The sequence below is a fragment of the Pseudomonas sp. zfem003 genome, from assembly GCF_032621675.1.
In the GTDB taxonomy this organism is placed as follows: domain Bacteria; phylum Pseudomonadota; class Gammaproteobacteria; order Pseudomonadales; family Pseudomonadaceae; genus Metapseudomonas; species Metapseudomonas otitidis.
Genome location: NZ_JAVYJG010000012.1, coordinates 115178 through 137333, shown reverse-complemented (window position 1 = coordinate 137333; position 22156 = coordinate 115178). Strand labels below are relative to the sequence as shown.

19 protein-coding genes are annotated in these 22156 nt (G+C 65.7%); 15 read left to right on the top strand and 4 right to left on the bottom strand.

The features are described 5' to 3' along the window. The first annotated feature begins 1 nt into the window (after position 1). From mraY to lpxC, 10 genes are all read left to right on the top strand, one after another. Positions 2-1084 (top strand): phospho-N-acetylmuramoyl-pentapeptide-transferase, encoded by a 1083-nt coding sequence (mraY, locus tag RTK35_RS26530; RefSeq protein WP_044409566.1) that lies wholly within the window; start codon positions 2-4, stop codon positions 1082-1084. A 7-nt stretch (positions 1085-1091) separates the two neighbouring features. After that, positions 1092-2438: a UDP-N-acetylmuramoyl-L-alanine--D-glutamate ligase gene (gene murD, locus RTK35_RS26525; protein WP_316909377.1), complete on the top strand. Its 1347-nt coding sequence runs from the start codon at positions 1092-1094 to the stop codon at positions 2436-2438. Continuing rightward, complete coding sequence (gene ftsW, locus RTK35_RS26520) at positions 2438-3646, top strand: putative lipid II flippase FtsW (protein WP_208274702.1); 1209 nt, start codon at positions 2438-2440, stop codon at positions 3644-3646. Before murD ends, ftsW begins: the two co-directional genes overlap by 1 nt. Continuing rightward, positions 3643-4713: an undecaprenyldiphospho-muramoylpentapeptide beta-N-acetylglucosaminyltransferase gene (murG, locus tag RTK35_RS26515; protein WP_316909376.1), complete on the top strand. Its 1071-nt coding sequence runs from the start codon at positions 3643-3645 to the stop codon at positions 4711-4713. The genes ftsW and murG overlap by 4 nt, the downstream gene beginning before the upstream one ends. Next, positions 4706-6166: a UDP-N-acetylmuramate--L-alanine ligase gene (gene murC, locus RTK35_RS26510; RefSeq protein WP_316909375.1), complete on the top strand. Its 1461-nt coding sequence runs from the start codon at positions 4706-4708 to the stop codon at positions 6164-6166. The genes murG and murC overlap by 8 nt, the downstream gene beginning before the upstream one ends. Then, positions 6163-7110: a D-alanine--D-alanine ligase gene (locus RTK35_RS26505; RefSeq protein ID WP_044409550.1), complete on the top strand. Its 948-nt coding sequence runs from the start codon at positions 6163-6165 to the stop codon at positions 7108-7110. The genes murC and RTK35_RS26505 overlap by 4 nt, the downstream gene beginning before the upstream one ends. A 4-nt stretch (positions 7111-7114) precedes the next feature. Then, entirely contained in the window at positions 7115-7978 is an 864-nt protein-coding gene (locus RTK35_RS26500) for a cell division protein FtsQ/DivIB (RefSeq protein ID WP_044409547.1), read from the top strand. 16 nt (positions 7979-7994) lie between these two features. Continuing rightward, positions 7995-9242: a cell division protein FtsA gene (gene ftsA, locus RTK35_RS26495; protein ID WP_044409544.1), complete on the top strand. Its 1248-nt coding sequence runs from the start codon at positions 7995-7997 to the stop codon at positions 9240-9242. A gap of 43 nt (positions 9243-9285) precedes the next feature. Then, complete coding sequence (gene ftsZ / locus RTK35_RS26490) at positions 9286-10476, top strand: cell division protein FtsZ (RefSeq protein ID WP_044409541.1); 1191 nt, start codon at positions 9286-9288, stop codon at positions 10474-10476. Positions 10477-10588: 112 nt separating this feature from the next. Next, positions 10589-11500 carry a UDP-3-O-acyl-N-acetylglucosamine deacetylase gene (gene lpxC, locus RTK35_RS26485; RefSeq protein WP_044409538.1) on the top strand — a complete coding sequence of 304 codons (912 nt, stop codon included), beginning with the start codon at positions 10589-10591 and terminating at the stop codon, positions 11498-11500. Between the two features lie 84 nt (positions 11501-11584). Here the strand turns inward: lpxC and RTK35_RS26480 are convergent, their stop codons facing one another. Beyond that, entirely contained in the window at positions 11585-12040 is a 456-nt protein-coding gene (locus tag RTK35_RS26480) for a DciA family protein (protein WP_044409535.1), read from the bottom strand. An 80-nt stretch (positions 12041-12120) separates the two neighbouring features. Between RTK35_RS26480 and RTK35_RS26475 the strand changes: the two genes are divergently transcribed. The 5 genes from RTK35_RS26475 to RTK35_RS26455 all read left to right on the top strand — a co-directional run bounded on the left by RTK35_RS26475 (position 12121) and on the right by RTK35_RS26455 (position 18936). Continuing rightward, a complete protein-coding gene (locus RTK35_RS26475; protein WP_316909374.1) occupies positions 12121-13044 on the top strand; it encodes a M23 family metallopeptidase in 924 nt (307 codons plus the stop codon). Between the two features lie 117 nt (positions 13045-13161). Next, positions 13162-15903 carry a preprotein translocase subunit SecA gene (secA, locus tag RTK35_RS26470; RefSeq protein ID WP_316909373.1) on the top strand — a complete coding sequence of 914 codons (2742 nt, stop codon included), beginning with the start codon at positions 13162-13164 and terminating at the stop codon, positions 15901-15903. 117 nt (positions 15904-16020) lie between these two features. Continuing rightward, the gene (gene argJ / locus RTK35_RS26465) at positions 16021-17238 is read left to right on the top strand and encodes a bifunctional glutamate N-acetyltransferase/amino-acid acetyltransferase ArgJ (RefSeq protein ID WP_160480078.1); all 1218 of its coding nucleotides are present in this window, start codon (positions 16021-16023) and stop codon (positions 17236-17238) included. A 112-nt stretch (positions 17239-17350) separates the two neighbouring features. Continuing rightward, positions 17351-17992, top strand: coding sequence for a glutathione S-transferase family protein (locus RTK35_RS26460; protein WP_316909372.1), 642 nt, complete (start codon positions 17351-17353; stop codon positions 17990-17992). After that, positions 17989-18936 (top strand): Nudix family hydrolase, encoded by a 948-nt coding sequence (locus tag RTK35_RS26455; protein WP_074971590.1) that lies wholly within the window; start codon positions 17989-17991, stop codon positions 18934-18936. Before RTK35_RS26460 ends, RTK35_RS26455 begins: the two co-directional genes overlap by 4 nt. 92 nt (positions 18937-19028) lie before the next feature. Here RTK35_RS26455 and RTK35_RS26450 read toward each other — a convergent pair whose 3' ends face one another. The 3 genes from RTK35_RS26450 to RTK35_RS26440 form a co-directional block, all read right to left on the bottom strand. Next, complete coding sequence (locus tag RTK35_RS26450; RefSeq protein WP_316909371.1) at positions 19029-19493, bottom strand: REP-associated tyrosine transposase; 465 nt, start codon at positions 19491-19493, stop codon at positions 19029-19031. Between the two features lie 73 nt (positions 19494-19566). After that, the gene (locus RTK35_RS26445; RefSeq protein ID WP_074971588.1) at positions 19567-20142 is read right to left on the bottom strand and encodes a cob(I)yrinic acid a,c-diamide adenosyltransferase; all 576 of its coding nucleotides are present in this window, start codon (positions 20140-20142) and stop codon (positions 19567-19569) included. Position 20143: 1 nt separating this feature from the next. Then, on the bottom strand, positions 20144-22156 hold the full coding sequence (locus tag RTK35_RS26440) for an ATP-binding protein (protein ID WP_074971587.1): 2013 nt from the start codon (positions 22154-22156) through the stop codon (positions 20144-20146).

Here is a 22156-nt window from a genome sequence, read left to right as displayed (position 1 = left end):
CATGCTGCTGCTGCTCGCTGAGTACCTGCAACAGTTCTACAAAGGGTTCGGCGTATTCCAGTACCTGACCCTGCGCGGGATTCTCGGCGTCCTGACGGCCCTGTCGCTGTCGCTCTGGCTCGGTCCCTGGATGATCCGCACCTTGCAGATCCGCCAGATCGGCCAATCCGTGCGCAATGACGGCCCGCAATCGCACCTGTCCAAGTCCGGTACCCCCACCATGGGCGGCGCGCTGATCCTCACGGCCATCGGCATCAGCACGCTGCTGTGGGCCGACCTGTCGAACCGCTACGTCTGGGTGGTGCTCGCCGTCACCCTGCTGTTCGGTGCCATTGGCTGGGTGGATGACTACCGCAAGGTGATCGAGAAGAACTCCCGTGGCCTGCCGAGCCGCTGGAAGTACTTCTGGCAGTCGGTGTTCGGCATCGCTGCAGCCGTCTTCCTTTATATGACCGCCACCACGCCGGCCGAGACCACCCTGATCCTGCCGCTGGTGAAGGATGTGGGCATCCCGCTGGGTGTCGGCTTCATCGTCCTGACCTATTTCGTGATCGTCGGCTCCAGCAACGCGGTGAACCTCACCGACGGCCTGGATGGCCTGGCGATCATGCCGACCGTGATGGTCGGCGGTGCGCTGGGGATCTTCTGCTACCTCTCCGGCAACATCAAATTCGCCGAATACCTGCTGATCCCCTACGTACCGGGTGCGGGCGAGCTGATCGTGTTCTGTGCCGCCCTGGTGGGTGCCGGCCTCGGCTTCCTCTGGTTCAACACCTACCCGGCCCAGGTCTTCATGGGCGACGTCGGCGCCCTGGCGCTGGGTGCCGCTCTGGGCACCATCGCCGTGATCGTGCGCCAGGAAGTGGTGCTGTTCATCATGGGGGGCGTGTTCGTCATGGAAACCCTGTCCGTGATGATCCAGGTCGCCTCGTTCAAGCTCACCGGCCGCCGCGTGTTCCGCATGGCGCCCATTCACCACCATTTCGAACTCAAGGGCTGGCCCGAGCCCCGCGTGATCGTGCGCTTCTGGATCATCACCGTGATCCTCGTGCTGATCGGCCTGGCCACCCTGAAACTGCGTTGAGGACAGCATGAGCCTGATCGCTTCCGACCACTTCCGCATCGTTGTCGGCCTCGGCAAGAGCGGCATGTCCCTGGTGCGCTTCCTGGCGCGCCAGGGCGTGCCGTTCGCGGTCGCCGACACCCGCGAGAACCCGCCGGAGCTGGCGACGCTGCGCCTCCAGTTCCCGCAGGTCGAAGTGCGTTGCGGCGAGCTGGACGTGGAGTTCCTCTGCCGCGCGCAGGAGCTGTACGTGAGCCCCGGACTGGCCCTCGCCACGCCGGCCCTGCAGGAAGCGGCCAAGCGCGGTGTGAAGTTGTCGGGCGACATCGAACTGTTCGCCCGCCATGCCAAGGCGCCCATCGTCGCGATCACCGGCTCCAACGCCAAGAGCACCGTCACTACCCTCGTCGGGGACATGGCGCGCGCGGCTGGCAAGCGGGTTGCGGTGGGCGGCAACCTCGGTACGCCGGCGCTGGACCTGCTGGCCGACGACATCGAGCTGTACGTGATGGAGCTGTCCAGCTTCCAGCTGGAAACCACCGAGCGGCTGAATGCCGAGGTGGCTACGGTGCTCAATGTCAGCGAAGACCACATGGACCGCTACGCCGACATGCAGGCCTATCACCTCGCCAAGCACCGCATCTTCCGTGGCGCCCGCCAGGTGGTGGTGAACCGTGGCGATGCGCTGTCCCGCCCGCTGGTGGCCGACCAGCTGCCGTGCTGGAGCTTTGGCCTGAACAAGCCGGATTTCAAAGCCTTCGGCCTCATCGAGGAAGACGGCGAAAAGTACCTGGCCTACCAGTTCGAGAAGCTCATGTCGGTGCGTGAGCTCAAGGTCCGTGGCGCCCATAACCAGGCAAACGCCCTGGCAGCCCTGGCGCTGGGCCATGCCGTCGGCCTGCCGTTCGGACCGATGCTGGCTGCGCTGCGGGCGTTCACCGGCCTCGCTCACCGTTGCCAGTGGGTTCGCGAGCTGCGTGGCGTGGCCTACTACGACGACTCCAAGGCCACCAATGTCGGTGCGGCCCTGGCTGCCATCGAAGGCCTGGGGGCCGACATCGACGGCAAGCTGGTGCTGATTGCCGGCGGTGACGGCAAGGGTGCCGACTTCTCCGGCCTGACCGCTCCGGTTGCACGCTATTGCCGCGCCGTGGTCCTGCTGGGGCGCGATGCCGAGTTGATCGCGGCCGCCCTGGGTGATGCAGTGCCGCTGGTCCGCGTGAAGACCCTCGGTGAGGCCGTGCAGCGTTGCGCCGAGCTGGCCCGGGAAGGGGATGCGGTGCTGTTGTCGCCCGCCTGCGCCAGCCTCGACATGTTCAAGAATTTCGAAGAACGCGGGCGTCTCTTCGCCCAGGCTGCGGAGGGGCTGTCCTGATGCTCGCCCGCCTGTTCGCCCAGCAGTCGCCGCTGCGCAACCGCCGCGGCATCGATCTGGACTTCCCGCTCCTGGCGGGGTGTCTGGCGCTGCTCGGCCTCGGGCTGGTGATGGTCACCTCTGCTTCTTCGGAAGTGGCCTCGGCCCTGTCCGGCAACCCGCTCTATCACAGCATTCGTCATCTCATTTACTTGGCCATCGGCGGTGCGGCCTGCATCATCACGCTGCAGGTGCCCATGGCCTTCTGGCAGCGTCATGGTGCGCGCCTGATGCTGCTGGCCTTCGTGCTGCTGATCATGGTGCTGCTGCCAGGTATCGGCCGCGAGGTGAACGGTGCCAAGCGCTGGATCGGCTTTGGCCTGTTCAACCTACAGCCCTCGGAGCTGGCCAAGCTGTTCACCGTGATGTTCATCGCTGGCTACCTGGTGCGCCGACAGGACGAGGTGCGTTCCAAGCTCACCGGCTTCATCAAGCCCATGCTGGTGCTCGGCCCCATGGCCGTGTTGCTGCTGGCGGAACCGGACTTCGGGGCCACCGTGGTGTTGGTCGGCTCCTGCATCGCCATGCTGTTCCTCGGTGGCATCAACCTGGTGCGCTTCATTCCCCTGGCCGCTGGTGTGCTGGGCGCCGGCGTGCTGGTGATGACCAGCCAGAGCTACCGGATGCAGCGCCTGACCAACTTCATCGACCCCTGGGCCGACCAGTACGGTGCCGGCTACCAGTTGAGCCAGGCGTTGATCGCCTTCGGCCGTGGTGAGTGGTTCGGCGTCGGCCTGGGCAACAGCATCCAGAAGCAGTTCTACCTGCCGGAAGCCCACACCGACTTCGTGTTCGCCGTGCTGGCCGAGGAGCTGGGCATGGTCGGCGCCCTGGCCACCGTCGCGCTGTTCGTGTTCGTCAGCGTGCGCGCGCTGTACATCGGGCTCTGGGCGGAGAAGGCCCGGCAATATTTCTCGGCCTACGTGGCCTATGGCCTGGCGTTCCAGTGGATCGGCCAGGTGCTCATCAACATCGGTGTGAACGTCGGCCTGCTGCCCACCAAGGGCCTGACGCTGCCGTTCCTCAGCTACGGCGGCAGCTCCCTGGTGATCTGCTGCGTCTGCATGGGCCTGCTGCTCCGGATCGAGTGGGAGCGCAGGACCTACCTGGGTAACGAAGACGTGGAGTTCGACGAGAGCGACTTCGCGGAAGAGGAGGTGCGCACATGACCGGCAATGTGCTGATCATGGCCGGCGGCACCGGCGGACACGTCTTCCCGGCGCTGGCCTGTGCCCGCGAATTCCAGGCACGCGGCTACAGCGTGCACTGGTTGGGTACGCCCCGCGGCATCGAGAACGAACTGGTGCCCCAGGCCGGCCTGCCGCTTCACCTGATCCAGGTAAGCGGCCTTCGCGGCAAAGGTATTAAGTCCCTGCTCAAGGCACCGTTCGAGTTGCTGCGTTCGCTGTTCCAGGCCCGCCGCGTGGTGCGTGAGCTCAAGCCCGTCTGCGTGCTGGGCATGGGCGGCTATGTCACCGGTCCCGGCGGCCTGGCCGCGCGCCTGGCCGGCGTACCGCTGGTGATCCACGAGCAGAACGCGGTGGCCGGTACGGCCAACCGCAGCCTGGCGCCTCTGGCGAAGCGCATCTGCGAGGCATTCCCCGACACCTTCGCGGCCAGCGACAAGCGCCGCACCACCGGCAATCCGGTACGTGAGGAGCTGTTTCTGGAAACCCCGCGTGATGCGCTGGAAGGCCGTCAGCCGCGCCTGTTGGTGTTGGGCGGGAGCCTGGGTGCCGAGCCGCTGAACAAGTTGTTGCCCGAAGCCCTGGCGCTTGTGTCGGCGGACATCCGCCCGCAGGTGTTCCATCAGGCCGGGAAGAATCACGATCAAGTCACTGCCGAGCGTTACCGCGCGGCAGGGGTAGAGGCCGAGGTCGGCCCCTTCATCAAGGACATGGCCCGGGCCTACGCCTGGGCGGACATGGTGGTGTGCCGTTCTGGTGCGCTGACAGTGAGCGAGCTGGCCGCCGCCGGGCTGCCCTCGCTCCTGGTGCCGCTGCCCCATGCGATCGATGACCACCAGTCGCGCAATGCCGATTATCTGGCGAAGGAGGGCGCAGCCTTCCTTCTGCCGCAACATGCCACCGACGCGGCGACCCTGGCCGCGCGGTTGACCGAGGTACTGATGCAACCCGAACGACTCGAGGCCATGGGCGCCATTGCCCGCCGTCTGGCCAAGCCTGCTGCTACCCGCACCGTTGTCGATATCTGCCTGGAGGTGGCCCATGGTTGAGAGCCAGAAAGCCGCTCCCCAGCCGGAAATGCGCCGCATTCGCCGCATCCACTTCGTGGGCATCGGTGGCGTGGGCATGTGCGGCATCGCTGAAGTGCTGCTGAACCTGGGCTACCAGGTCTCCGGTTCCGACCTGAAGGCCTCGGCTGTCACTGCTCGCCTGGAGAGCTTCGGTGCCCAGGTCTTCATCGGCCACCGTGCCGAGAATGCCGAGAACGCTGATGTGCTGGTGGTATCCAGCGCCGTGAACAAGGCCAACCCCGAGGTGGCCGTCGCGCTGGAGCGCCGCATTCCCGTGGTCCCGCGTGCCGAGATGCTCGCCGAGCTGATGCGCTATCGCCACGGCATCGCCGTCGCCGGCACCCATGGCAAGACCACCACCACCAGCCTGATCGCCTCGGTTTTCGCCGCGGGCGGCCTGGACCCGACCTTCGTCATCGGCGGGCGCCTGAACGCCGCCGGCACCAACGCGCAGCTGGGCACCAGCCGCTACCTGGTGGCCGAGGCCGACGAGAGCGATGCCAGCTTCCTGCACCTGCAGCCGATGGTGGCCGTGGTGACCAACATCGACGCCGACCACATGAGCACCTATGGCGGCGACTTCAACAAACTGAAGAAGACCTTCGTCGAGTTCCTGCACAACCTGCCGTTCTACGGGCTGGCGGTGATGTGTGTGGACGACCCGGTAGTTCGCGAAATCCTGCCCCAGGTCGCGCGCCCGACCGTGACCTACGGCTTCTCCGAAGATGCCGACCTGCGCGCCATCAATGTGCGTCAGGAGGGCATGCGCACCTGGTTTACCGTGCTGCGCCGCGACCGCGAGCCGTTGGAGGTGTCGGTGAACATGCCCGGCAACCACAACGTGCTCAACGCGCTGGCCACCATCGCCATCGCAACCGACGAAGGCATCGACGATGCCGCCATCGTCCAGGGCCTCTCGGGCTTCCAGGGCGTCGGCCGCCGCTTCCAGGTCTACGGCGAGCTTCAGGTCGAGGGCGGCAGCGTGATGCTGGTGGATGACTACGGCCACCACCCCCGCGAGGTCGCGGCTGTGATCAAGGCTGTACGTGGTGGCTGGCCGGAGCGCCGCCTGGTGATGGTCTACCAGCCGCACCGCTACAGCCGTACCCGGGACCTCTACGACGACTTCGTGCAGGTGCTGGGCGAGTCCAACGTGCTGCTGCTGATGGAGGTCTACCCGGCAGGCGAAGAGCCGATCCCCGGTGCCGACAGCCGCCAGCTGTGCCACAGCATCCGCCAGCGCGGCCAGCTCGACCCGATCTACATCGATCGCGGTGTCGACCTGGCGCCGCTGGTCAAGCCGCTGCTGCGACCCGGCGACATCCTGCTCTGCCAGGGTGCGGGCGATATCGGCGCACTGGCGCCCCAATTGATCCAGAACCCGCTGTTCAGTGGCACCGGCGATGCGGGCGCCGCGAGGAAGGACGCATGACCGACCATCTGAAATCCACCGTTCCGCCGAGCGCGTTCGGCCGTGTGGCGGTGCTCTACGGGGGCCGCAGCGCGGAGCGTGAGGTGTCCCTGAAGTCCGGCTCCATGGTGCTGGAGGCCTTGCTGTCGGCAGGCGTCGATGCCTTCGGGATCGACGTCGGCGACGACTTCCTGCAACGCCTGTCGAGCGAGCGCATCGATCGTGCGTTCATCGTCCTACATGGGCGGGGCGGCGAGGATGGCAGTATGCAGGGCCTGCTGGAGTGCCTGGGTATTCCGTATACCGGCAGTGGCGTACTGGCGTCGGCACTGGCGATGGACAAGCTGCGCACCAAGCAGGTCTGGCACAGCCTTGGCCTGCCCACGCCGCGTCACGCCGTGCTGGCAAGCGTCGAGGATTGTGAGCGCGCTGCGAGGGAACTGGGCTTCCCGTTGATCGTCAAACCGGCCCATGAAGGTTCGAGTATCGGCATGGCCAAGGTAGAAGACGTCGACGCGCTGGTGAACGCCTGGCGTGACGCCAGCCGCTACGACCCCCAGGTGCTGGTGGAGCAATGGATCCACGGCCCCGAGTTCACCATCGCCGTGCTGCGTGGCGAGGTGCTGCCGCCCATCCGGCTGGGGACTCCGCACACCTTCTATGACTACGAGGCCAAGTACCTGGCCAGCGACACCCGCTACCAGATCCCCTGTGGGCTGGACGCCGAGAAGGAAGCCGAGCTGAAGTCCCTGACTGCCCGTGCCTGCGAAGCCGTGGGTACCCAGGGCTGGGCCCGTGCCGATGTGATGCAGGATGCCGAGGGGCGCTTCTGGCTGCTGGAGGTCAACACCGTGCCCGGCATGACCGACCACAGCCTGGTGCCGATGGCCGCGCGCGCCGTGGGCCTGGATTACCAGCAACTGGTGCTGGCCGTCCTTGCCGACAGCGTCGAGGCGCGAGGTTAAGACCATGCGTGGCGCCTCCCTCCGTCACCCGCAGCCCGGCCCCATCCGTGCGCCCCAGCGCAAGGATGTGCCGCGGGGTGCCAGCCGGTTGGTGGCCAAGGAACCGCTGAGCGTCCGGCTGCCCAAGCCGAGCTTCGGTTTCCTGCGTCGGCTGACCTGGCCGGTGATGCTGGTGGTGCTGGGTTTTGGTGCCTACGAGGGTGCGCAACGGCTGTTGCCTTACGCGGACCGGCCGATTGCCAAGGTCAGCGTGCAGGGCGACCTCAGCTACATCAGCCAGCAGGCGGTGCAGCAGCGGATCGCGCCTTATATCGCGGCGAGTTTCTTCAGCATCGATCTCGCCGGCATGCGTCACGAGCTGGAGCAGATGCCCTGGATCGCCCACGCGGAGGTTCGTCGGGTGTGGCCGGACCAGGTGATGATCCGGCTCGACGAGCAACTGCCCATCGCCCGCTGGGGTGATGAGGCACTGCTGAACAACAAGGGCCAGGCGTTCACCCCGCGTGAGCTGGCCCATTACGAACAACTGCCGCAGCTGTGGGGGCCACAGCGGGCCCAGGAACAGGTGATGCAGCAATACCAGATGCTCAGCCAGATGCTTCGCCCGCTGGGTTTTTCCATCGCCCGGCTGGAGCTTCGCGAACGTGGGAGCTGGTTCCTGTCGACGGGGCAGGGCGTGGAGATACTGCTGGGTAGGGATCACCTTGTGGAAAAGATGCGTCGGTTCATCTCGATCTACGACAAGACGCTGAAAGATCAGATCGCCAACATCGAGCGTGTCGACCTGCGTTACCCCAACGGGCTGGCGGTAGCGTGGCGCACCCCGGTCGAGGCCCCCGCGGCGGCTGTGGCCAGCCGCGCGAATTGAGGAGAAGGTTAGGAACATGGCAAGCGTGCAGAGCGGCAAGATGATCGTCGGCCTGGATATCGGCACCTCCAAGGTGGTGGCGCTGGTGGGCGAGATCGCGGCCGACGGGCAGCTGGAAATCGTGGGCATCGGGACCCATCCGTCCCGCGGGCTGAAGAAAGGCGTGGTGGTGAACATCGAGTCCACCGTGCAATCGATCCAGCGCGCGGTCGAGGAAGCCCAGATGATGGCGGGCTGCCGCATCCACTCCGCCTTCGTCGGTGTGGCGGGCAACCATATCCGCAGCCTGAACTCCCACGGCATCGTCGCGATCCGTGATCGCGAAGTCAGCCCGGCGGACATCGAGCGCGTGCTGGACGCCGCCCAGGCCGTGGCCATCCCCGCCGACCAGCGGGTGCTGCACACCTTGGCGCAGGACTACGTGATCGATAACCAGGAAGGCGTGCGCGAGCCCCTGGGCATGTCCGGCGTACGCCTGGAAGCCAAGGTGCACGTGGTGACCTGTGCGGTGAATGCGGCGCAGAACATCGAGAAGTGCGTCCGTCGCTGCGGCCTCGAAGTGGACGACATCATCCTCGAGCAACTGGCGTCGGCCTATTCGGTGCTGACCGACGACGAGAAGGAACTGGGCGTGTGCCTGGTGGACATCGGCGGTGGCACCACCGACATCGCGATCTTCACCGAAGGCGCGATCCGCCATACGGCGGTGATCCCGATCGCCGGCGACCAAGTGACCAACGACATCGCCATGGCCCTGCGTACGCCGACCCAGTACGCCGAGGAGATCAAGATCCGTTACGCCTGCGCGCTGGCCAAGCTGGCCGGTGCCGGCGAGACAATCAAGGTTCCCAGCGTGGGTGATCGTCCTCCGCGCGAGCTGTCCCGCCAGGCCTTGGCCGAGGTGGTCGAGCCGCGTTACGACGAGCTGTTCACCCTGATCCAGGCCGAGCTGCGCCGCAGCGGCTACGAGGACCTGATCCCTGCCGGCATCGTGCTGACCGGCGGTACGGCGAAGATGGAAGGGGCGGTCGAGCTGGCCGAAGAGATTTTCCACATGCCGGTGCGCCTGGGCGTGCCGCATAGCGTCAAGGGGCTGAGCGACGTGGTGCGCAACCCGATCTACTCCACGGGCGTGGGCTTGCTGATGTACGGTCTGCAGAAGCAGTCCGATGGCCTGTCCCTCTCCGTGGGGAACAGCTTCAGCGACGAACCGAAGGCACCTGTCCTGGAACGTTTCAAACGCTGGATCCAGGGCAATTTCTGAGTTTGCAGTAGGCGATACAACTAGAAAGGAAGGAGAGGGGAAAATGTTCGAACTCGTAGATAACGTTCCGCAAACAGCGGTCATCAAGGTTATCGGCGTCGGTGGTGGCGGTGGCAACGCCGTGAACCACATGGCCAAGACCAACATCGAAGGCGTGGAATTCATCTGCGCCAACACCGATGCGCAGGCGCTGAAGAACATCGGTGCGCGCACCGTTCTGCAGCTCGGCCCGGGCGTCACCAAGGGCCTGGGAGCGGGTGCCAATCCGGAAGTCGGTCGTCAGGCCGCGCTGGAAGACCGCGACCGCATCGCCGAAGTCCTGCAGGGCACCGACATGGTCTTCATCACCACCGGCATGGGTGGCGGTACCGGTACCGGTGCAGCGCCGATCATCGCCGAGGTGGCCAAGGACCTGGGCATCCTGACCGTGGCCGTGGTCACCCGCCCGTTCCCGTTCGAAGGTCGCAAGCGCATGCAGATCGCCGATGAAGGCATCCGCGCGCTGGCCGAGAACGTCGACTCGCTGATCACCATCCCCAACGAGAAGCTGCTGACCATCCTGGGCAAGGATGCGAGCCTGCTGTCGGCCTTCTCCAAGGCGGACGACGTGCTGGCCGGCGCCGTACGTGGCATCTCCGACATCATCAAGCGTCCGGGCATGATCAACGTCGACTTCGCCGACGTGAAGACCGTCATGAGCGAAATGGGCATGGCGATGATGGGCACCGGCTGCGCCAGCGGTCCGAATCGCGCTCGCGAGGCCACCGAGGCGGCCATCCGTAACCCGCTGCTGGATGATGTCAACCTGCAGGGCGCCCGCGGCATCCTGGTCAACATCACCGCCGGTCCGGACCTGTCCCTGGGTGAGTACTCCGACGTGGGCAGCATCATCGAGCAGTTCGCTTCCGAGAACGCCACCGTCAAGGTGGGCACCGTGATCGATCCGGACATGCGCGACGAACTGCACGTCACTGTGGTTGCCACTGGCCTGGGCGCGCGCCTGGAGAAGCCGGTCAAGGTTGTGGACAACACCGTCCAGGCCGCTGCAGCCGTGGCTGCCCCGGCTGCTCCCCAGCGTGCCGAGCAACCGTCGGTCAACTACCGCGACCTGGACCGTCCGACCGTGATGCGCAACCAGTCCCATGGCAACACCGCAGCCGCGGCGAAGCTGAACCCGCAGGATGACCTGGATTACCTGGATATCCCCGCGTTCCTGCGCCGTCAGGCCGATTGATGGAGTCAATCAGCGCTATGTCTGTGATTGGTGTTCAGCAAAGGCCGGTTCTGCTATTATCCCCGGCCATTGTTGAAAACAGTTCGCAACTAGCGCGAAAGCGGCCACAGCCATGATCAAACAACGCACTCTCAAGAACGTCATCCGTGCCACAGGTGTCGGGCTGCACTCCGGGGAAAAGGTCTACCTGACCCTCAAGCCCGCTCCCGTGGACACCGGCATCGTGTTCTGCCGTACCGACCTGGACCCGATGGTCCAGATTGCCGCCTATGCCGAAAATGTTGGCGAGACGACCATGTCCACCAATCTTTTCAACGGCGATGTCAAGGTCGGCACGGTTGAACACCTGCTCTCGGCCATGGCCGGCCTGGGTATCGACAACGCCTACGTCGAACTGTCCGCCGCCGAAGTGCCGATCATGGATGGCAGCGCCGGTCCGTTCGTCTTCCTGATCCAGTCCGCTGGCCTGGAAGAGCAGGACGCACCCAAGCGTTTCATCCGTATCAAGCGTGAAGTGAGTGTGCAGGATGGCGACAAGCGCGCCACCTTCGTTCCCTTCGATGGCTTCAAGGTCACTTTCGAGATCGACTTCGACCACCCTGTGGTCAACGGTCGCACCCAGAAAGCGTCGGTGGACTTCTCCAGCACCACCTTCGTCAAGGAAGTCAGCCGTGCGCGTACCTTCGGTTTCGTGCGCGACCTGGAGTTCCTGCGGTCCCACAACCTGGCACTCGGCGGCAGCGTCGACAACGCCATCGTGGTGGACGAGGACAGCGTGCTGAACGAAGACGGCCTCCGTTACGAGGACGAGTTCGTCAAGCACAAGATCCTCGACGCCATCGGCGACCTGTACCTGCTCGGCAACAGCCTGATCGGCGAGTTCCGTGGCTACAAGTCGGGCCATGCGCTCAACAACCGCCTGCTGCGCGCATTGATCGCCGACAAGGATGCCTGGGAAGTGGTGACCTTCGAGGATGCCAGTACCGCACCGATCTCCTACATGCGCCCGGTAGCGGCCGTGTAAGCAACAATACCTTTCCTTTCTTTCGAGGCCACCCGATGGGTGGCCTCTTTTTTTCCGGATTATTGTCGCCTGGGTAGGAAAGGGTCAGTCCGTCGGACGAGCTCTGGAGGCCAGGCGTTCGAGTGCGGCACGCAGTCGCGGGTCGCTGATGCCTTCGGCCGTGGATTGCAGGCTTTCCGCCGCGTAGGCGGACAACGCAGCGCCCTGAGAGGGGTTGCGCCCAGCGCTTCTGGAAGGTTGCACCTTGAAGATGATTTTCGTTAAGTTCGCGAACTCTTCGAGTGCCTGCAGCTGACGTTGCAGGCGCCGCTGCTGATAACGCAGGCGAGTCGCCCAGTGACCGTCGCTGATGATCAGCAGCAGGCAGCCGTCCCGCCACGATGCCACCCGGCAGTGCTCGCGGGCCGCCGGCTGCAGTTGGCCTTCCAGAACGCGTTGCAGATGGTCGATGCGCTGGGCCTGGTCGAACAGCGCCCTCAGGGGCTTCTCCTCCTTCAGCAAGGCGACGGGGGAGCGGGCCGGCAAGGGACGAAAAGACATGGCAGGACGCCTGAAGAATACAGAGCGGGCATGGTAGCAGAAGGCTGCACCAGCGACCCGCCGGATCACATGGGGAAGTCATGCACATCATTTTTCTGAGCCGCGACCGCGGTGCGGCGCGGTCGCTCAGCCTGGACGTTCGCTGGCTGCTGTTGGGTGGCCTGCTGAGTCTCGGGCTGGTGCTCGGCACCGGCGTTGCCCTGGGCTCGTGGATGAACGCGAGCGAGTCGGTATCCGCTGATCCTCGCCTGGCCGATGCGCTCGATGCCCAGCGCAGCGAGATGACCCATGCCCGCGAGGATGCCCAGCGACAGCTGGATGCCTTCGCCGCCCATATCGCCGAACTCCAGGCCCGCCTCACACGGCTCGATGCCCTGGGCGAGCGTGTCGCCGAGCTGGCCGAACTGGATGCCAGCGAATTCGACTTTTCCCTGGGTGTCGGACAGGGCGGGCCGGAGGATGCGCTCGACGCACCGGCCTACCAGCCGCCGCCGTTCATGGAGGTCCTCGACCAGCTCGGTGAGCGCCTGCACAGCCGCGAGCAGCAGTTGGAGGTGCTTGAGCAGCTGCTGGGTGAGCGCCGCCTCAACGACGCCACCAGCCCGGCTGGCCGCCCGGTCCGCCAGGGCTACGTGTCCTCCCCATTCGGTGTACGCAGCGACCCGCTGACGGGTCGGCTCAGCCACCACAAGGGTGTCGACTTCGCCGCCAAGGCCGGCAGCGATGTGCTGGCAGTCGGCGCCGGTGTGGTGACCTGGTCAGGCCGCAAGAGCGGCTACGGCAACCTGGTCGAGATCAGCCATGCCGACGGGTACCGGACCCTCTACGCGCACAACCAGCGCAACCTCGTCGAGGTGGGGGATCTGGTGCAGCGTGGACAGGCCATCGCCAAAGTCGGCAGCAGTGGCCGATCCACCGGCGCACACGTGCATTTCGAGGTCACCCGGGATGGCGAAGTCGTCAATCCGACCCTCTATATAGCGCGTTCCACCGGCGCGGAATAACGCCGCTTTTCTCCAGAACGAATCCGAGTAGAATGCCCCCTTCGCATGCAGCCATGAAGGCTGCAAGGGCGACTTCGGGAGCGCCCCCCATCCATATATGTGGAAGATCCTTTCGATATGTTTGCGCCTTTGTTGAAGAAACTCTTTGGAAGCAAGAACGAGCGCGAAGTGAAGCGCATGACCAAGGCTGTCCAGGCAATCAACGCCCTGGAAGAGCAGATGGTCGCGCTGAGCGATGAGCAGCTCAGAGCCAAGACCGAAGAGTTCAAGGCCCGGGTGGCCAAGGGCGAAACCCTGGACCAGATCCTTCCCGAAGCATTTGCTGTCGTTCGTGAAGCGGGCAAGCGTGTGATGGGCATGCGCCACTTCGACGTCCAGCTCATCGGCGGCATGACCCTCCACGAAGGCAAGATTGCCGAGATGCGCACCGGCGAGGGCAAGACCCTGGTGGGCACCCTGCCGGTCTACCTCAACGCCATGTCCTGCAAGGGCGTGCACGTGGTGACGGTGAACGACTACCTCGCCCGCCGCGACGCCAACTGGATGCGTCCGCTGTATGAATTCCTCGGCCTCACCGTCGGCATCGTGATGCCCTTCCAGCCGCCGGAAGAGAAGCGCGCCGCCTACGCCGCCGACATCACCTACGGCACCAACAACGAATTCGGCTTCGATTACCTGCGCGACAACATGGCGTTCAGCCTGGAAGACAAGTTCCAGCGCGAACTTAACTTCGCCGTGATCGACGAAGTGGACTCCATCCTCATCGACGAAGCGCGTACCCCGCTGATCATCTCCGGCCAGGCCGAGGACAGCTCCCGCCTGTACCAGCAGATCAACACCCTGATCCCGCGCCTGAAGAAGCACGTCGAGCCCGAAGAAGGCAACGTCGTCCAGGAAGGCCACTACACCGTCGACGAGAAGACCCGCCAGGTCGAACTCAACGAACAGGGCCACCAGTACATCGAGGAACTGCTCACCCAGGCCGGCCTGCTGGCCGAGGGCGAGAGCCTCTACTCCGCGCACAACCTGGGCCTGCTGACCCACGTCTATGCCGGCCTGCGCGCCCACACCCTGTTCCACCGCAACGTCGAGTACATCGTCCAGGACGGCCAGATCCTGCTGATCGACGAGCACACCGGCCGTACCATGCCCGGCCGTCGCCTGTCCGAGGGCCTGCACCAGGCCATCGAGGCGAAGGAAAACCTGCAGATCCAGGCCGAGAGCCAGACCCTGGCCTCCACCACCTTCCAGAACTACTTCCGCCTCTACAACAAGCTGGCCGGCATGACCGGTACGGCCGACACCGAGGCGTTCGAGTTCCACAGCATCTACGGCCTCGAAGTGGTGGTCATCCCCACCCACCGCCCGATCGCCCGTAAGGACTTCAACGACCTGGTCTACCTGACCCAGGAAGAGAAGTACGCCGCCATCATCACCGATATCAAGGAATGCCAGGCCACCGGCCGGCCGATCCTGGTGGGTACCGCCTCCATCGACAGCTCCGAGTACGTCTCGCAACTGCTGACCAAGGCTGGCATTGAGCACAAGGTGCTGAACGCCAAGTACCACGAGCGTGAGGCCGAGATCATCGCCCAGGCCGGCCGCCCCGGCGCCGTCACCATCGCCACCAACATGGCCGGTCGTGGTACCGACATCCTGCTGGGCGGTAACTGGGAGGTCGAAGTCGCCGCCCTGGAGAACCCCACCGAAGAGCAGGTCGCCCAGATCAAGGCCGAGTGGCAGAAGCGCCACCAGCAAGTGATCGAGGCCGGCGGCCTCCACGTGATCGCCTCCGAGCGCCACGAATCCCGCCGTATCGACAACCAGCTGCGTGGCCGTGCCGGTCGTCAGGGTGACCCGGGTTCCAGCCGCTTCTACCTGTCTCTGGAAGACAACCTGATGCGCATCTTCGCCTCCGACCGGGTGAAGAACTTCATGAAGGCGCTGGGCATGCAACAGGGCGAGGCCATCGAACACCGCATGGTGACCAACGCCATCGAGAAGGCGCAGCGCAAGGTCGAAGGCCGCAACTTCGACATCCGCAAGCAACTGCTCGAATACGACGACGTGGCCAACGAGCAGCGCAAGGTGATCTACCACATGCGCAACAGCCTGCTGGCGGCCGAGGACATCGGCGACACCATCGCCGAGTTCCGCCAGGACGTGCTGGGCCGCACCATCGACGCCCACATCCCGCCGCAATCGCTGCCGGAGCAGTGGGACGTGGCCGGTCTGGAAGCGGCGCTCTACAGCGACTTCGGCATCAAGCTGCCGGTCCAGCAGTGGCTCGACGAAGACGACAAGCTGTTCGAAGACACCCTGCGCGAGAAGATCCTCGAGCAACTGGTGGCCGCCTACAACGAGAAGGAAGAGCTGGCCGGTGCCGAAGCCCTGCGTTCCTTCGAGAAGCAGATGCTGTTGCGCGTGCTGGACGACCTGTGGAAGGACCACCTGTCCACCATGGATCACCTGCGCCACGGCATCCACCTGCGCGGCTATGCCCAGAAGAACCCGAAGCAGGAATACAAGCGCGAGTCCTTTGCCCTGTTCCAGGAGCTGATGGACTCCATCCGCCGCGACACCATCCGCGTCCTCTCCCACGTTCAGGTCCGCCGCGAAGACCCGGTCGAGGAAGAAGCCCGCCTGCGCCGCGAGGCCGAGGAACTGGCCAAGCGCATGCAGTTCCAGCACGCCGAAGCTCCGGGCCTCGACGAGCCCGAAGAAGCGATGGAGGAGGGCGATGTCGCCACCGCTGCCGCCGTGGCTCCGGTTCGCGCCGAGCCCAAGATCGGCCGCAACGAGCCCTGCCCTTGCGGTTCCGGCAAGAAGTACAAGCACTGCCACGGCCAGATCAGCTGACCTGCCCGGCATGACGACAGCGCCGCGACCGGCTTGAGCCGCTCGCGGCGTTTTCACACTGACCCCCTGAACAGCGGCACCCCGCCGCCTGTCCACCTCACGACAAGGAGCGCTTCCATGGCTGTTGGTCTCGGCCCTCTGCCCACCCTCCACCCGGTTCCCGGTTTCGAACTCGGCATCGCCTCTGCCGGCATCAAGCGACCCGGGCGAAAGGATGTGGTGGTGATGCGATGCGCGGAAGGCTCCACTGTCGCTGGTGTGTTCACCCTCAATGCTTTCTGCGCCGCGCCGGTGATCCTGGCTCGCAAGCGCGTTCTCGGCCCGGTGCGCTACCTGCTCACCAACACCGGCAACGCCAACGCCGGCACCGGTGAGCCCGGCCTGGCTGCTGCAGCGCGTACCTGCGCCCGCCTCGCCGAACTGGCCGGCGTGGATGAAAGCGCCGTGCTGCCGTTCTCCACCGGCGTGATCGGCGAGCCGCTGCCGGTCGAGAAGATCGAAGCCGTGCTGGGCGATGCCCTGGCGGATCTCTCCGAGAACAACTGGGCGGCGGCTGCCACCGGCATCATGACCACCGACACCCTGCCCAAGGGCGCCAGCCGCCAGTTCGTGCACGACGGCGTCACCGTCACCGTCACCGGCATCAGCAAGGGCGCCGGGATGATCAAGCCCAACATGGCCACCATGCTCGGCTACATCGCCACCGACGCGAAGGTTGCCCAGGGCGTCCTGCAGGACCTGCTGCGCGATGCCGCCAACAAGTCCTTCAACCGCATCACCATCGACGGCGACACCTCCACCAACGACTGCTGCATGCTGGTCGCCACCGGCCGCGCCGCGCTGCCGGAGATCACCCAGGCTTCCGGCGAGCTGTTCGCCGCCCTGAAGCAGGCGGTGTTCGAAGTGTGCATGGAAGTGGCCCAGGCCATCGTCCGCGACGGCGAAGGCGCCACCAAGTTCGTCACCGTGCAGGTCAACGGCGGTGGCACCCACCAGGAGTGCCTGGACGTGGCCTACGCCGTGGCCCACTCCCCGCTGATCAAGACCGCCCTGTTCGCCTCCGACCCCAACTGGGGCCGCATCCTCGCTGCGGTCGGCCGCGCCGGCGTGCCGAACCTGGACGTGAGCAAGATCGACGTGTTCCTCGGTGACGTCTGCATCGCCAGCAAAGGCGGCCGCGCGTCGACCTACACCGAAGCCCAGGGCGCCGAGGTGATGGCCCGCGAGGAAATCGGTATCCGCATCGAGCTGGGCCGTGGCAACTGCAACGAGACCATCTGGACCACCGACCTGTCTCACGAGTACGTGAAGATCAACGCTGAATACCGTACCTGACAGCCCGGCATTCCCATCGCTCATGCCCCCATGAGCGATGGGAATTGCCAGGCCTCGGCGGCCCCTCTAGGGTGCGTGTTCGGCCCCTGGAGCAGCCCCTGAGGAGAACGTCATGCCCCTGAACCTGGTGATCGGCAACAAGAACTATTCGTCGTGGTCCCTTCGCGCCTGGCTCGCCATCGAGCTGACCGGCGCCGCCTATGACGAGACCCTCATCCCCCTCTTCCAGCCCGACAGCCGCCAGCGTCTGCTGACCCACTCCCCCACGGGCAAGGTGCCGGTCCTGCTGACCGAGGCCGATGGCGCCATCTGGGACTCCCTGTCCATCGGCGAATACCTCGCCGAGCGTTTCCCCGAGGCGGGCCTCTGGCCCCTCGATGTAGCCGCGCGAGCCCTTGCCCGTTCGGTATGCGCCGAGATGCACAGCGGCTTCATGGCCCTGCGCAGCCACATGCCGATGGACATGGCGCGTCGCCAGGCCCTGGACACGGTGCCGGCGGAGGTGGAGGCGGACATCCAGCGGGTCGTGGCGCTGTGGGCAGAGTGCCGTCGCCGCTTCGGCCAGGGCGGGCCCTACCTGTTCGGCCAGCCGAGCCTGGCGGACGCCTTTTTCGCACCGGTGGCGAGCCGGTTGCGCAGTTATGCGGTGGCGCTGCCGGACGAGGCCGCCGCCTATGTCGAAACCCTCTACCAGTGGCCTGCCTTCCAGCGTTGGTATCAGGCGGCCCTGGAGGAAGCGGAGAGCAGTGAATGAAGCGAGTACACGTAGCGGCAGCCGTGATCCGTGGTGCCGATGGCCGGGTGCTGATTGCCAAGCGCCCGGAGGAGAAGCACCAGGGCGGCCTGTGGGAGTTCCCCGGCGGTAAGGTCGAAGACGGGGAGGCCGTGGAGGCCGCCCTGGCACGTGAGCTGGAGGAAGAGCTGGGCATCCGTGTCGAAGCCGCCCGCCCGCTGATCCAGATCCACCACGACTACCCGGACAAGCAGGTGCTGCTGGATGTCTGGGAGGTCACCGCCTTCTCCGGCGAGCCTCATGGCGCCGAAGGCCAGCCCCTGGCCTGGGTGGAGTCCCGCGACCTGCCCGACTACGCCTTTCCCGCCGCCAACCAGCCGATCATCGCTGCCGCACGGCTGCCGGACCGCTACCTGATCACCCCGGATGGTCTGGAGCCGGCAGAGTTGCTGGCAGGCGTGCGGCGCGCAGTCGCCGAGGGCGTTCAGCTCATCCAGCTGCGTGCGCCGAACATGTTCGACCCGCAGTACCGCGACCTGGCGGTGGACATCCAGGGGCTCTGCGCGCGCAAGGCCCAGTTGATGCTCAAGGGGCCGCTGGAGTGGCTCGGTGACTTCCCGGCGGCGGGTTGGCACCTGACCGCCGAGCAACTGCGCAAGTACGCCGCCAAGGGGCGCCCGTTCCCCGAAGCGCGCTGGCTGGCCGCGTCCTGCCACAGCGAAGAGGAACTGGAGCTGGCGACCCGGATGGGGGTGGACTTCGTCACCCTGTCGCCCGTACAGCCCACCCAGACCCACCCGGATGCGCAGCCCCTGGGCTGGGAGGCCGCGCAATCGATGATCCGCCGCTTCAACAAGCCGGTGTACCTGCTCGGCGGCGTCGGTCCCGATGACCGTGAGCGGGCATGGAAAGCGGGCGCCCAGGGCGTGGCGGGCATCCGTGCCTTCTGGCCCTGCCAAGGCTGAAGAGGGGCAGGGGGGGCCATTCTTTGCGCCCACCCATGGATGGCATGACCGTGTCTGCCGATTGATCGCGGGTTCGCGAGCAGAGCTCGCTCCTACGGGGCTTTGAGCCAGATGGCGTCCCAGAGCGGGTAATCGGCAAGCCGGCTGACCAGGCCAGCCCGTAATGGGTTGGCCACGACGTAGCGGGCCAGACCGATCAAATCTTCTTCTTTGCGCAGCGCACGGTCGTGATAACCCTTCTGCCAAACCCGTCCGTGCGTTCCAAGGTGTTGATTGACTGCCTTGGCACTTCGGGACTTGAAACGTCGCATTAGACTTACCAGCGAGTCGCGCTCCAGTTGCACCAGCCAGTGCAGGTGATCCGGCATCAGTACCCAGCAAAGCGTCTGAGCCAGTCCGCTGGACTGAGTTTCGCGCAGTTGCTCGACTACCTTTCGCCCGGCGTAGACATTGTCGAAAAGCGGCTGTCGATCGTGAGTGACTGTCGTTAGCAGGTAGATCCGGCCCGTTTCGGACACGCGTCCACGACGCAGGGCGCTGCTTTGATAACGCTGCACATCGAATTCCCTCTCCTGGCGGCAAGGTTCGTTCTACTGCGTAGGAGCGAGCTCTGCTCGCGAAGCCGTGGTTTCAGGCCTTTGCAGCTGCCTGCCACAGCACTTCGCCGATCCCCTGTCGACGGGCGATCAGGCGGGCGGCGACGAAGAGCAGGTCGGAGAGGCGGTTGAGGTAGGCGAGCAATTCCCCACGCAGGGGCTCCTCGGCGTTGAGGGCCTGGGCACGGCGTTCGGCGGTGCGGGCGGCGGAGCGGCAGACGTGGGCCTGGGCCACCAGGCGCGAGCCGCCGGGCAGGATGAAGTTCTCCAGGGGGCCGAGCTCCTCGTTCCAGCGGTCGATGGCCACTTCCAGCCGCTCCACTTCGCTGGCGCGCAGCGACTGGTACTCGGGCATCGAGAGTTCACCACCCAGGTCGAACAGGCGGTGCTGGCAGGGCGCGAGCACCTCGATCACCTCGGCCAGTCCGGGCCAGTCGGCCTGGCGCTCGGCCATCTCGGCCAGCAGCAGCCCGATCTGGCTGTTGAGGCTGTCCACCTCGCCGATGGCTTCGATGCGGGGGTGGTTCTTGGAGACGCGACGGTTGCCGGAGAGGCCGGTCTGCCCCTGGTCGCCGGTGCGGGTGTAGATCTTCGAAAGGCGGTTTCCCATGTCAGGCTCCTGGGGCGCTGGCATTCAACGGCAGGCGCAGGGTGAAGCAGGTGCCCTGTCCGGGCTTGGACTGCACTTCCATCTGGCCTTTGTGGTTGTTGGTGATGATGAAGTAGGAGACGGAGAGCCCGAGTCCGGTGCCCTGGCCCACCTCCTTGGTGGTGAAGAAGGGCTCGAAGATGCGCTTGCGTACGTTCTCGGGGATGCCCACGCCATTGTCCTCCACCTGGATTTCAGCCCAGGGCGGCGCTAGGCGGGTGCGCAGGGCGATATGGCCTTCCTGCTCGTCCTCGCGCTGGTGGATGGCCTGGGCGGCGTTCTTCAGCAGGTTGAGCAGCACCTGCTCCAGTTCGTTGGCGGTGCCGGGCACCGGGCCCAGCTTCGGGTCGAACTCGCGGGTGATGCGCATGCCCTTGAAGTCGAAGCCCTCGGTGAGGTCGAAGTCGTTGCTGGCGATTTCCACGGCCTGGTCCAGCAACTGGGGCAGTTGGCAGGGCTCCATCTGACGGTTGCTGCGGCGGCTGAACGCCAGCATGTGGGTGACGATCTTGGCCGCGCGGCTGCCGGCCTGGTGGATGCCGTCCAGCAGCTTGGGCACCTCGCGTGCCTCCAGGTACTGGTTGACGGCCTCCAGGCGTATGCCGGTGGCCTCGGCTTGCTCGCGGTTCTTCTCCAGCTCGGGGGAGAGGCGGCGGCGGATGTTCTGCACGTTGTGCAGGATGGCGCCGAGGGGGTTGTTGATCTCGTGGGCCATGCCGGCCGCGAGGCCGCCGACGGAGAGCATCTTCTCCGACTGCACCATCAGCTCCTCCATGGACAGGCGCTGGGTGATGTCGTCGATGCGGATCACCACGCCACGCCCGGTGCCGCCCATCAGCGGGTAGAAGGTCAGGGCGTAGTGGTGCACCTCTTCCCCCATCAGCCAGCTGACCCGCTCGACCTTCTCCACCCGGTGATACTCGGCGGTGCGCTTGATCTGCGGCAGGAAGGGCTTGAGCGAGGGGAAGGCGAGGAACACCGGCTGGTTGAGCGCGTCGTCCAGCGGTGTGCCGGAGAGGGCGGTGGCTTCCTGGTTCCATTGGGTGACATAGAGCTGCTCGTCGAGGGCGATCAGCGCCGACGGCATCGAGTCGATGATGCTGTTGAGGTAGTTCTGGAACCCCGTCAGCTTCTTTTCGATCTTGCTGCGCACCTGCACTTCCAGCTCCAGCTTGCGGTTGGAGTGGCGTGTCTCCTCGGCCAGGGCCTGGGCCTGGTTGAAGGCCGCCTGGGACTCGTCCCGCGCGCGCTTGAGCTGCTGTTCGCGGGCTTCCATGCGGCTGAGCATGGTGTTGAAGGCGTCGGCCAGGCTGCCGATCTCGTCGCGGTGGCCGCGCTCGGCACGCAGGGAGTAGTTCTCTTCCCGGGTCACCTGGCGCGAGAGTTCTTCCAGTTCGTGGATCGGCCGGGTGATCAGACGGCGGATCTGCCGGGCCACCAGCATCCACATCAGGACGCTGCAGGCGAGGATCGCCAGGCTGGCGCTGAGGGTGCCGGTGTAGAAGGCGCCGGGCAGTTCGCTGGAGGCCACCAGCAGCAGGTGGCCCGGTGGGCCTGCCGGCTGCGGCAGCTCCACCACCTGGGTGGTGCGGAATTCATGCAGGCGCCAGCGCTTCAGGGCGTCGGCGTGCTGCGGGAGCTTTAGGCCGCTGCCGCTGATCCGTTCGGCCAGGCGCTGGCCCTGGCTGTCGTAGATTGCCGCAGCGCGCAGCGGTCCGTAGCCCTCCAGCTGGATGAGCAGATGCTCGGCGGCCTTCGCCGAGGACAAGGCCTCGCCGGCCAGTTGCGGGGTGGCGATGAGCCGGCCGAGGGTCTGCAGGGCTTGGGGCGCCATGCTCTCCTGGGAGATCCAGTAGGCGGCGCTGATGAAGGCCAGGTTGGCGATCAGCAGCACGGTGGCCAGCAGGACCAGCAGGGCGGCCAGCAGTTTGCGGCCGACGGACAGGTTCTCGAGGCGTTGGCGCAGGCTGTTCAC